Raw genomic sequence first — 11,823 nt, forward strand, 5'->3', positions numbered from 1 at the left:
GGTGGCGGTGACCTGCGCCGGGCGGCCGAAGCCGCCCGCGGCGTGCCGGCCGGCGACGAGCCCGCCGGCCTGTTCCTGACCGGCCTCACGGCGTGGACCCTAGACGGGTACGCGGCCGCCGTGCCGCATCTCCGCCGGGCCCTCGACACGATGACGGCGGACGAGAATCTGCACCTGCTCTGGCTGGCCGGGCCGGTCGCGCACGAGGTGTGGGACGACGCGGCCTGGTATCGGCTCACCGAACAGGCGGTCGGCTTCGCCCGTACCACCGGAGGGCTGTCGCTGCTCCCCACGGCCTTGACCTTCCGCGCGGGGGCCCTGGTGTTCGCCGGGCGCTTCGCCGACGCATCCGACCTGCTCGACGAGGCCGATGCCCTCGCCCAGGCCACCGGGATGGCGCCGCATCCGTCCGCATCGCTCACCCTGGCCGCGCACCGGGGCCGGGAGTTGCCCGCGATGGAGCTGATCGACGCGACCATCAAGGACGCCGAGGCGCGCGGCGAGGGTCGCCTGCTCGGCCTGGCCGGCTACGCCAGGGCGGTGCTGTCCAACGGGCTCGGCCAGTATCCGGCCGCGCTGGAAGCCGCACGTCAGGCTACCGAGTACGAAGACCTCGCCGTCTTCAACTGGACGCTCGGCGAGCTGGTCGAGGCCGCCGTACGAGTCGGGGACGCCGACGTGGCCGCCGAGGCCCGCGAGCGCCTTGCGCAGCGGGTCGGCGCATCCGGCACCGACTGGGCACTCGGCGCGGGGGCCCTCGCCGACGCCCTGGCAGGACCGTCCGGGCAGGCCGAGGACCGGTACCGCGAGGCGATCGAGCGGCTGGCCCCGGGCCAGCTCAATCTGCAACTGGCCCGGGCCCGACTGCTGTACGGCGAGTGGCTGCGCCGGGAGAACCGCCGCGCCGATGCCCGGACCCAGTTGCGCGCCGCTCACGGGGCGTTCGCCACGATGGGTGCGCAGGCATTCGCCGAGCGGGCGAGCCGGGAACTTCTCGCCACCGGCGAGACCGTCCGCAAGCGGACGGTTGGCGTACCTGTCGAGCTCACTCCACAAGAGGCACAGATCGCGCGACTCGCCGTGGCGGGGCGGACCAACCCGGAGATCGGCGCCGTGCTGTTCCTCAGCCCGCGTACGGTCGAGTGGCACCTGCGCAAGGTCTTCACCAAGCTGGGCATCGGGTCGCGCAGGGAGTTGGCGGCGGCCCTGCGCGACCGCTGACCCCGGCCGGGCAAGCGGACATGCGGCTGGCGAGGTCGACCGCGACAAAGCGGCGATTCCTGCTCGGGTCCATGTCAGGCGGAACCCGAGGAGCTTTCCGGGATGAATCTTCCGCGATCGACGCCGCATTCGGCGTCATCGCCGAACCGCCGCCCACACGCCCGTCGATATGGTTCCACGGGCGTGTGGGCGATCGACCCACCGCGCTCCACTACTGTTGGCGCACGCTCGATGGACCGCGCTCAGTCGAGCGGTCGGTTGTATTCGTGAAAGCCCACGACCTTGCCGTTTCGGACCATGACATGAATGCAGTGCCGGGCCGCGTACGGCTCGTTGAAGAAGACACCCCGAGCCCAGTCCTCGAAGACGACACGGTCCTCGGCGACGGTCTTGGAAATCACCTCGACCTCGTCGAACCGGCTGGCACCGGGTGTGAACACGCTGAAGAACCCGACCAGTTTCTCCCGCCCCTCGACCCCGGTGAAGTGACCGGTCTGCGGGGCCGGAAGGATCACGTCCACCTCATCGTCAAACAGGTCGAAGAAGCTCTCCCACGAACCAGTCTGGAACCCCTGAATAAGGGCGTCATACGCCTTGTCGGCGATCACCCGAACATTGTCGCTCATCGTCTATTCCCCTCCGGGCTGTTCTTTGCCAGATCCAAGATTAGCTTCTAGGGTTGCCCGAAACGCATGCGAGAAGCGCCAGAATTGTTTCGCGATCGTCCCGGAGTCGAAATGGATCCCCTGTCCCATGTGCTGGCCCTGTCGAACATCGAAGGTGCCGTCTGCGCGGAGCTGCGAGCCGGCGGTGAGTGGGCGATCGCCTTCCGCGGTCAGATGCACGTGAAGTTCGGAGTGGTGATCTCCGGAGCCTGTTGGCTCACCGTGGAGACCGTCAAGGCACCGCTGCACCTGCGGCAGGGCGACTGCTACCTGGTGGTCGGCGGTCAGGATTACCAGCTCGCCAGCACTCCAGGGATCACCGCCATGCGTTCGGAGGAGGTCTGGACGTCGGGCGAGGACCTCGGCTACTGCGGCAACGGCCATGACACCACCCTGGTCGGCGGGCGCCTGCATTTCGACCGCGCCAACGGCGAACTGCTGCTCAACGCACTTCCGTCGGTCGTACACCTCGCCGCCGACGCGGACCCCACCGGCGTGCTTCGGGCGACGATTCAACTCCTGACGTACGAGACGGCCGCCCCCCGGCCGGGACAGACGCTCATGCTCGACCATCTGGCGCGCATCATCCTGCTGCACGGGCTCCGCGCTCATTTGACCGCCAGCACCGTTGGACCTCCCGGTGAGCGCGCGCATGTGGCGACGCTGCTCGATCCCGGGGTGGACGCGGCCCTGACGATGATGCACGACGACGTCGCGCGCACCTGGTCCGTCGACGAGCTCGCGAGAACGGCGCGGATGTCACGCTCGGGCTTCGCGGAGAAATTCAAGGCGGTCGTCGGGGAGAGCCCTGGCAGGTACCTGCTGAGCCTGCGCATGCACACGGCCAAGCAGATCCTGCTGAAGTCCGACCGGACAGTCTCCTCGGTCGCCGCCGAGTTGGGCTACCGCTCGGAGGCCGCCTTCAGCACCGCCTTCAAGCGGGTGATGGGAGTGCCCCCTCGGGACTACCGGGCCTCCCGTGCCGCCGTTGACATCGATCCTGCCGGCCACTGAACGCTCCGCGCTATCAAACAGGGCTGAGGGCACGGTTCGAGGTTCTAGCGACTGGTGATCAGATGACCGCGCGCAACCCGGATCCGGCCGTCCACCTACTGGCACTGGATCGACTCGGGCTGCCGGCACAGGAGCCGGTCGCGCTGGAGGACACCGCAAATGGGGGCGCTGCAGCGCAGGCGGCCGGTTTGCCTTGCGTGGCCATGCCGGACCTCGTCGCCGCCCTGGCCGGAACCCGGAGCGGAGGCAGTCCTCGGTCCGGTCCTGCACCTCGTCGGGATTTACCTCCGAGCCGGTTCGACGCGTACTACCCCTGACCTCTAACCAACTGGCCGCATTCAGGCACACGCGACCCCGACCACGGCAGCCGCCCACGATAGGTTGATCATTGTGACAGCCCTCAGCGCTCTGTGGTCCTTTGTCATCGTCGTGGGCCTGCTCACCATGACTCCCGGGATGGACACCGCCCTCATCCTGCGCACCGCAGCCCTCGGAGAAACCCGCCGTGCCTGGGGAGTCGTTCTCGGCATCCAAACTGGAACCCTGGCCTGGGGCGCGCTCACCTCCGCTGGTGTCACCGCGTTGCTGACGGCCTCGCACCTGGCCTACGAGGTGCTGCGATGGGCTGGCGCCTGCTATCTGATCTGGATGGGGCTGAGCATGCTGTGGGCCACCCGCCACCGCCGACCAGACAAATCGGACCCATCGATCAACGAACCCGTGACGGCCGGCAACGACTTCTACCCAGGGTGGCGTCGCGGCGCACTGACAAACCTGCTGAACCCGAAGATGGGCGTGTTTTACGTCGCGCTCCTACCACAGTTCATCCCCTCCGGCGCTTCCCCGTTTGCCTTCGGTGTGTTCCTGGCCTGCGTGCATATCCTCCTGGGCACTGCCTGGTCGGCCGTGCTGGTCGTTCTGGCACGTCGGCTGCGCACGGTGTTGCGACGTCCCACGGCGCGCCGGCTGTTGGACCGCGTCACCGGGACTGTGATTACCGGATTCGGGATCCGGCTCGCTAGCAGCAGCCACTGACCTCGCCGAACCCCTCCGGCTGCGGCGACGACTACGCTGCGAACGTGACCGCTGCTGGACTTCTACGGCACGGTGGTCGAAGACGACGACTCGATCATGCAGGCGATAGCTGAGCAGCTCGACGGCCGGACATGCCGCGCTGCGCTAGGCGTGGTGGGGGCAGCGAGAGGTGACCACTTCAGATGTCACTGGGAGGCCACGCTGCACCGCTCAATCTCCATCACCACAGGTCAAAGCCCCTAGTCTCCGTCCGCCGTCGGTGAGCACTTCGGGCGCGGAGACCTCTTCGCCAACCTGCACCCAATCTGCTCCCAGTTGCAAGGCCGGCCAACCAACGGCTCCTACCGCCTTGGCCTGCGCACACTCCCCTGTCAGGCAACATAGATGGCTATCGCCTGCTGGGCAGAACCGCAGAGCGCTCCGTGTGAAACAGGACGCCGCACCCTCTGGCCCGGCGAAACGTAAAGCCGCAGGCACGGGTGGGTGCAGTTGAGCGCCGTTCGACGCCGTTGTGTGCAGTTCAAGACCGTTCAGGGCACCCCGCTGCTCCCAACCTGCTCCCCCAAACGGGCTCGTGCCGGACCGGTGACGCTTCCTCTCACGAGCCCGCAGCGCGGCAGGTCAGTGCGTCTGGACTCAGTCAGACACACCTCGGACGTACATCCTCTGTCCCAATTGGCGGCCTTCCAGTGCGTCGGCCTGGCTGCGCAGCTCTGCCGCAAGGTCGTCCCAATCAGGACCGTGCAGGTACAGGCTGTCGGCCGCAAGGTCGACTCTTCGACGAAGCAGTGCTCATGGTGGTCCCGACCACACGGCGACGCGGGCCGATAATCGTCACCGTAAATGCACCGAGCATGCTCTCTGTCAGGGTGCTATGCACGACTGTGGAGCCTACGGTTACTGGAGCCGCCTCCGTGACTGCCGGTGCTTAAGGACCCCCTCGGCGCATCCATGGCCTCCGACCCGAGGAAGACACGAGACACAAGCCGTGGCGCCGACTATTTTTCAACAGTTGATCCAGCGTGCTGGGCGCAGTCGGGAGCCGTTGATGGAGCCTACGACGAGGCCGTTATCGGCGATTCCCCAGCCGAAGGAGGCTTGGACACCGGGGATGGCGCCGCCTAGGGCGACGAGCCGGTCGCCGTAGTCGACGGCTCGGTCGCCGAGCACTGTGCCCCGACTGTTGACGTCCTGCGTTGATACCAGCGCCGGGTTCACGGCGGCCGCCACGCCAGTCCGCAGGTCCCAGCGCACCAGGGTGCTGTCCCCGTCCTCACTGCCGGTGCCGATGCGGCCAACTGCCCAGGTCCCCTGGGCCGCGGAGATCCCCGACCACAGGGCGCCGGGGGCGGTGAGCCGGTCGGTCCTCGCGTCGGGATGGCGTACCCAGCCGGAGTTGCCGGCGGTGCCGATGATAGTGCCGTCGTCGAGGATCTCCCTCGCGCTAGCGTTGGACGGGGCGTCGATCACCTCGAGGGTGCCCGGCCGGTCGGCGGGCCAGAGCAGCGGCAGGGACGTCTCGGTCTGCTCAACGGCGCCGTGGCCGACGATGTCGCCGCGCGAGTTGATCCCCAGCGCCGAGGTGTTGGAGACCGTCGGCAGGACGGGTAACCACTCCAGGCGCCCGTTGCGGTAGCGCCAGGGGCGGTAGACGTTGTCGACGAAGGCATTGCCGACGGCAACGCCGTACCGATTGATGTCTTCGACCTGCTGCGGCGCTCCTATGGTGACGACGGTGAGGCGGGGTTGGCCCCACACCCCAGGCCCGGGTCGGCGCGGCGTTCCGGCCCAGAGCAGCAGTAGCGGCTGCGAATCGTCGTCATCGATTCGGTAGCCGATACCGGCGATGAACCGACCAGTCGGGTCGACCGCCAAAGCTCGACCATTCATGTCCGCTGGTAAGGGCAGTGGTCGTAGCGCGCAGACCGGGACGGGCCGGTGCTTCGGCTCGGCCGTGGCGACGCCGGGCAGGCCCAGCGTTGCGGTGAGGGCGCCAGCGGTCAGACCGACCAAGAAGCCGTTCCGAACAGTCCGGGTCATCTCTACTCCCAGTGACGTGCGGTGGTGGTGTGCTTACCGAAGCACGTCGATGTCACCATCGGAAGTGCTGCCTACGGCTAGGCGCCGCTGATTTCCGACATTGCACAGCCGCGATGTTGCGGAAGCCGCCGTTGCATCGGGCTGTTGAGGTGGTGAGTCCGCAGTGAGGGGATCGGCGGGCGCGCCCCGCCCTATCCCACGGCTATGCGCGGGAAGCGGGCGATGACCGAGCCGGTGCATGCCGCTGGTCTCCGTTTCGTCATCCGGGCCCTCGGGGCTACGGGCTACGACCCGAGTGCGTGGGCGGCATCCGTCATGGTGCCTTTGACGTCACGAGGACATGCGGCGTCTCGACCTGCGCACGCTCCCCTGCTCCCAACCCGCTCCCCCAAACCGGGCTCCCACCGGGCCGCCGACCGCCGACCGCTCGTGAACTGCCGGCCAGTACCTTGGTGGCGCCCAGCGTGCCCATCCCGTAGCGCTGCGCGGCCGGCAGCACCTCGCTCTCGATGCTGCGGTGCACCGCGTGTGCCTGTCAGTTTGTCCGTCCGGCCGGCAGCCGGGCCATAGCCTGGCTTCATGACCGAATCGGACGGGCAGTCGCAGAGCGTCCGCACGGTGATCGTGGCCGGTGCCGTCAACGTCGCTGTCGCCGCGGCCAAGGTGGTTGCGGGTCTGCTCTCGGGTTCGGCGGCCGTGCTGTCGGAAGCCGCGCATTCGTTCGCCGACACCACAACCGAGGTGCTGCTGTTCGTGGCGCTGCGTCGTGGCGGCCGCCGGGCCGACCCCGGGCGCCCGTTCGGCTACGGTCGGGAGAGCTACATCTGGGCCCTCCTCGCTGCGGTCTTCACCTTCGTCAGCGGCGCCGGCTTCTCCATCACCCACGGCGTGCACGTCATCGCATCGGCCAAGGAGACTGGAGATTACACCGTCTCGTACGTGGTGCTGGTCGTCTCCTTCGTCCTGGAGTCGGTGTCCCTGATGCGGACGGTGCGGCAGGTACGGCACCGGGCCAAGCGCTGGGGTATCAGTCCAGCCAGGGTCCTGCGGCGCACGCCCAACACCGCCATCAAGGCGGTGTTCCTGGAGGACAGCGCCGCCCTGATCGGCCTGGGATTGGCCGGTGCAGGCCTGGGGCTCGCCGAGCTGACCGGGGACCCGGTTTGGGATGGCATCGCATCGGTAGCCATTGGTGTACTGCTCCTCGTGGTGGCCACCATTCTGGCCCGCAACAACCTCGCTCTGCTCGTCGGCCGGTCAGCAAGGGAGCCAGTTCAGGACGAGATTCGCCGGGAATTGTCCGCCCTGCCATACGTGCGAGGCATCGTGGAGCTGCTGACCCTGCAGCTCGGTCCCGACGACATTCTCGTTGTCGCGAAGATCGACTTTGCGGACCACGTCATGGCCGCTGACGTTAAAAACGTGGCCGACGAGGCCAGACGACGGCTCACCGCGCATAACCCAGCGATCCGATTCGTCTTCCTCAACCCGACCAGCGCCGGCTCCTAGCCCGCTATACCCACGGATCGCCCAACGCATCGAGCAACAGCTCATCCTCGGATCAGGGCTGAGTGCGATCTTGTTCTTCCTGCTCGGTCTCGCTGTCCGGAACGGTCCAACCGGCTAGCTTGTCCTCCAGGGCCACCCCGCACTCCAATCATCGGGCGCCGTGCGAGTCGCTCGGCGACCGCGAGGCCGAACAGCAGGTAGCGGTCGAGGCAGTCCTTGCAATGCCACTGGGGCGAAAGCAACTGCAGGTAGTAGGCGTGCGCGGGCTTGCTGGTGCGCAGATCGGTGCCCCGCTGCCACCGATTCCGACATACAACCCAGCTGGCAGCGTGTTGGTTGGTATCCCTATGAGGTGGCGGAGCAACCGGACGACGAACGGCCCAACCCGAGCCAGCAGCCGGCGCAGAGCGGCGAGCCGGCATCGCGGACAGCGTCTACGAGTCGCCGCACTGCCGGGCTCGGGCTGACCCTGGGCGCGTTGGGCGTGGTGTACGGCGATATCGGGACAAGCCCGCTCTACGCGCTGAAGACAGTGTTCACCCTCGATCGTGGTCTCGTGCCGACCACGCCGGACGTATTCGGCGTGATCTCGCTGGTGTTCTGGTCGATCATCCTGATCGTGTCGGTCAAGTACGTCATCTTCATCCTGCGGGCCGACAACGAAGGCGAGGGCGGGGTCATGGCCTTGGCCGCGCTCGCCGGAAGAGTTCTGCTCAAGAGCAGCGAGAGGCGCGCCGCCACTGTGCTGGCGCTGGGCGCCCTGGGTGCCGCACTTTTCTACGGCGACAGCGTGATCACTCCGGCGATCTCCGTATTGTCAGCGGTGGAGGGCCTTGAGGTCATCTCACCGGCGTGGACGGCGGCGGTGCTCCCGGCGTCCGCGGTGATCCTCACCCTGCTGTTCGCCATCCAGCGGTGGGGCACCGGACGGGTCGGATCGGTGTTCGGGCCGATCATGCTGCTCTGGTTCGCTTGTCTGGGCGTCGCTGGCGCGGTTGAGGTGATACGCCATCCAGGCGTGCTGGCCGGGCTGTCCCCCACCTACGCTGTCATGTTCTTCGTCGAACACCCCGTCATCGCGTTCATCGCGATGGGCGCCGTGGTGCTGGCGATCACCGGCGCCGAAGCGCTCTACGCCGACATGGGACACTTCGGTCGCTCTCCAATCCGCCGGGCCTGGTTTGTGATCGTGTTCCCCGCCTTGACGCTCAACTACCTCGGACAGGGCTCGTTGATCCTGCGGGCACCCGCTAGCCGCGAGAACCCGTTCTTCCTCCTGTTACCAGACTGGGCGCAACTGCCGATGGTCGTCCTGGCCACCGTGGCCACTGTCATCGCATCCCAGTCGGTGGTGTCCGGAGCGTTCTCGGTGTCCCGGGAGGCCATGCGGCTGGGCTTCCTGCCGCGCTTGACCATCCGGCAGACCTCGCGCCACCAGTACGGCCAGATCTACGCGCCGGGTGTGAACTGGGCTCTGTTCGTGGCAGTGCTCGTGGTGGTGTTCGCGTTCGGCTCATCCACCAACCTCGCCGCCGCGTACGGGGTGGCGGTCACCGGCACGTTCCTGATCACCACGACCCTGTTCCTCGTCGTCGCGCGGGTCCTCTGGCACTGGAGCACCTGGAGACTGGTCCTGTTCGGGGTCGTCTTCGGCAGCCTCGAGTTGACCTTCTTCACCGCGAACCTCGCCAAGGTCACCCACGGCGGTTGGCTGACGCTGCTCATCGCGCTTGTCCTGTTCACGATCCTGCTGACCTGGCGGCGCGGCGCCAAACTGGTCACCGCCCGCCGCATCGAGCGTGAAGGCCCCTTGCGCGACTTCATCGACGGCCTGCACGCCGCCAACATTCCACGGGTGGCGGGAACCGCAGTGTTCCCCCACCCGAACAAGGAGACCACTCCCCTGGCGCTGAAAGCCAACGTGGCGCACAACCACATCCGCCACGACACGATCGTCATCGTCACCGGCAGCACCGCGAACGTCCCCCACATCCCGTGGGATCAACGTCTGACTATCGACGACCTCGGCGACCCAGACGACGGCATCATCCACATCAGCGCCGTCTTCGGCTTCCAAGATCCCACCGACTTCCCCGAGGTCCTGCGCCGCGCCGCCACTCATCCCCTCGCCGAAGGCATCGACTGCGAACAGGTCTCCTACTTCGTCTCGCGGATCACCCTGCGCTGCACCCGTAGCCCGGGAATGGCCACCTGGCGTAAACGGCTGTTCATCGCTCTGGCCCACAACGCCGCCAGCCACGCCGAATTCCTGCACCTGCCGGAGGACCTCACCATCGTCCTCAGCGCCGAAGTGCCCGTCTAGACGCCGCCTCGGGAATGCCCCTGCGGATGACACCCCACCGGCAGGTCATCGCGTCGATGCCATGATCACGGATCCTCCGAACGTCGCGGGGCATGGAGTGCGTCACCCGCCGACGTGGATGCCCGGACGGCGGGCAGGGTCGGGTTCGACCTTGCGGATGATCTCCCGCACGACCGGTGGGGTGTCGCCGCGGCCGAGCAGAAGGTAGCGCAGCAGGTGCGCCACCGGGTTGCCTTCGGACCATTCGAAGTGGGCGTGCGGCCGTACACCCGTGGCGTCGCGCAGGGCGAGCAGGATCGCGGCGATGGCGTTCGGGGCGGCCGGGGCGGTGGTGCGCAGGACCCGGTAGCCGCCGACGTCGACGCCGGTGACATGCAGGACGCCGCTGAACTCCGACGGGTCGACCACGTCGATTTCGAGGAACAGCACATCAGCGGCTCCGGGGACGGGGTTGAGGCCACGCTGGGCGCGTTCCTTGAGGCGGTACTCCTTCGCGTCACCGCCCTGGCGGCGGTTGGCGATCAGGTGCAGCCGCCCGTCGTGGGCGATCGAGTCGGCGATGAACCGGCGGGCGTTGGCGTCGAACTCGATGTGCTCGGCGCGCAACTCCGTGGTGCGTGAGATCCGGGAGATAAGGGAGACGGTGATGATGCCGGCGATGAACAGTCCGGAGATCGCGATGCCGTCGGGCTTCTCGATGACGTTCTCGACCAGCGCGTAACCCAGCACGGCGGTCAGCGCGGCGAACCCGGCAGTGGCGGCGCGTTGCCGGCGGCGCAGCGCGGAGATGGTGACCGCGACGGCGCCGGAGACCATCATTGCCAGGATCCCGGTGGCGTACGCGCCGGCCTGGGCGTCGACGTCGGCGGCGAACGCGACAGTGATCGCGATGCTGATCAGCGTGTAGACGATGACCACCGGCCGCACGGCGCGTCCCCACTCCGGGGCCATGCCGTAGGAGGGCAGGTAGCGGGGCACGATGTTGATCAGCCCGGCCATCGCCGACGCTCCGGCGAACCACAGGATCAGCACGCTGCTGACGTCGTAGACGGTGCCGAACGCCTCGCCGAGACGCTCGTGGGCCAGGTAGGCCAGCGCCCGACCGTTGGCTGCCCCGCCGGGCTGGAACTCCTCGGCCGGGATCAGCACGGTGGTGACCAGCGTGGTGGCTATCAGGTAGCCGGACATGACCAACGCGGCGGTGGTGAGCAGCTTGCGGGTGTTGCGGATCCGCGCGGCCATTCGCTGCTCGGCGTCGAGACCGTCACCGCGCACGAGGGGCATCATGCTCACCCCGGTCTCGAAGCCGGACAACCCGAGCACGAGCAGCGGGAAGGCCAGCACGGCAGGGCCGATGACGTCGCCGACGCCGCTGGTGCCGGCGGTCAGCGCGTCGGTCCACCCGGACAGCAGTGCCGGATCGCGCACGATCGCCATCAGGCCGGCCACGACAACCGCTGCGTTCAATCCGAGGAACACCACGACCAGGGGGATGGCCACACCGACGGCCTCGTTGAAGCCGAGCAGGAACACCCCGCCCAGGACCAGCAGCAACACCACCGTCACCACTACCGCCGCGGTTGTGCCGTGCGGGAACCCGTCGGGCAGTACGGGGTTCTCCAGCAGGTGCACCGTGGCGTCCGCGGAGGACAGGGTGATCGTGATGATCCACGATGTGGCCACGAACCCCAGCAGGACCAGCACGAACAGCTTGCCCTTCCAGAAGGGCAGAAGACGTTCCAGCATCGCCACCGACCCCTGCCCGTGCGGGCTCTCCCCGGCCACCCGCCGATACATGGGCAGCACCCCGAACAGCGTCAACGCCACGATCAGCAGCGTCGCCAGCGGTGAGAGCGCCCCCGCCGCGAGGGCCGCGATGCCAGGCAGATACGACAGGGTGGAGAAGTAGTCCACCCCCGGATCGAAAGAGCGTCGTGGAAGGAAAGGGGGTAGGTCTCGGTGGGCGCCGCATACGTAACAACAAAAAAGTGAACAAAAAGGTGATGCAAAGTATGA

General features: G+C 67.6%; 9 protein-coding genes. 6 read left to right on the forward strand and 3 right to left on the reverse strand.

The window, feature by feature from the left end; genetic code table 11:
* Positions 1–1,221: helix-turn-helix domain-containing protein (locus PSH25_RS01330; RefSeq protein WP_238657191.1), on the forward strand; the 1,221-nt coding region annotated here is incomplete at its 5' end.
* Positions 1,222–1,463: 242 nt separating this feature from the next.
* Here PSH25_RS01330 and PSH25_RS01335 read toward each other — a convergent pair.
* A complete protein-coding gene (locus tag PSH25_RS01335; protein ID WP_238657192.1) occupies positions 1,464–1,829 on the reverse strand; it encodes a nuclear transport factor 2 family protein in 366 nt (121 codons plus the stop codon).
* Between the two features lie 84 nt (positions 1,830–1,913).
* Here PSH25_RS01335 and PSH25_RS01340 point away from each other — a divergent pair, with 84 nt between their 5' ends.
* The 3 genes from PSH25_RS01340 to PSH25_RS01350 all read left to right on the forward strand — a co-directional run bounded on the left by PSH25_RS01340 (position 1,914) and on the right by PSH25_RS01350 (position 3,935).
* Entirely contained in the window at positions 1,914–2,900 is a 987-nt protein-coding gene (locus tag PSH25_RS01340; RefSeq protein ID WP_238657193.1) for an AraC family transcriptional regulator, read from the forward strand.
* Complete coding sequence (locus tag PSH25_RS01345; protein WP_274526845.1) at positions 2,897–3,217, forward strand: HAD-IA family hydrolase; 321 nt, start codon at positions 2,897–2,899, stop codon at positions 3,215–3,217. The genes PSH25_RS01340 and PSH25_RS01345 overlap by 4 nt, the downstream gene beginning before the upstream one ends.
* A 73-nt stretch (positions 3,218–3,290) precedes the next feature.
* Positions 3,291–3,935: a LysE family translocator gene (locus PSH25_RS01350; RefSeq protein ID WP_238657195.1), complete on the forward strand. Its 645-nt coding sequence runs from the start codon at positions 3,291–3,293 to the stop codon at positions 3,933–3,935.
* 1,005 nt (positions 3,936–4,940) lie between these two features.
* Here PSH25_RS01350 and PSH25_RS01355 read toward each other — a convergent pair.
* Positions 4,941–5,975: a hypothetical protein gene (locus PSH25_RS01355; RefSeq protein ID WP_238657196.1), complete on the reverse strand. Its 1,035-nt coding sequence runs from the start codon at positions 5,973–5,975 to the stop codon at positions 4,941–4,943.
* A gap of 579 nt (positions 5,976–6,554) precedes the next feature.
* Between PSH25_RS01355 and PSH25_RS01360 the strand changes: the two genes are divergently transcribed.
* On the forward strand, positions 6,555–7,484 hold the full coding sequence (locus tag PSH25_RS01360; RefSeq protein WP_238657197.1) for a cation diffusion facilitator family transporter: 930 nt from the start codon (positions 6,555–6,557) through the stop codon (positions 7,482–7,484).
* Positions 7,485–7,947: 463 nt separating this feature from the next.
* Positions 7,948–9,807: a potassium transporter Kup gene (locus PSH25_RS01365; protein WP_372492691.1), complete on the forward strand. Its 1,860-nt coding sequence runs from the start codon at positions 7,948–7,950 to the stop codon at positions 9,805–9,807.
* Between the two features lie 102 nt (positions 9,808–9,909).
* Here the strand turns inward: PSH25_RS01365 and PSH25_RS01370 are convergent, their stop codons facing one another.
* Complete coding sequence (locus tag PSH25_RS01370; protein ID WP_238657198.1) at positions 9,910–11,721, reverse strand: APC family permease; 1,812 nt, start codon at positions 11,719–11,721, stop codon at positions 9,910–9,912.
* Positions 11,722–11,823: the final 102 nt, after the last annotated feature.

Origin of the sequence: Micromonospora foliorum (assembly GCF_022229015.1) — a bacterium.
Taxonomy (GTDB): Bacteria; Actinomycetota; Actinomycetes; order Mycobacteriales; family Micromonosporaceae; genus Micromonospora; species Micromonospora foliorum.

Bases quoted from the DNA above. Each gene is read 5' to 3' on its own strand.
- PSH25_RS01340 (WP_238657193.1), top strand. From the start codon at position 1,914: ATGCGAGAAGCGCCAGAATTGTTTCGCGATCGTCCCGGAGTCGAAATG.
- PSH25_RS01355 (WP_238657196.1), bottom strand. From the start codon at position 5,975: ATGACCCGGACTGTTCGGAACGGCTTCTTGGTCGGTCTGACCGCTGGC.
- PSH25_RS01360 (WP_238657197.1), top strand. From the start codon at position 6,555: ATGACCGAATCGGACGGGCAGTCGCAGAGCGTCCGCACGGTGATCGTG.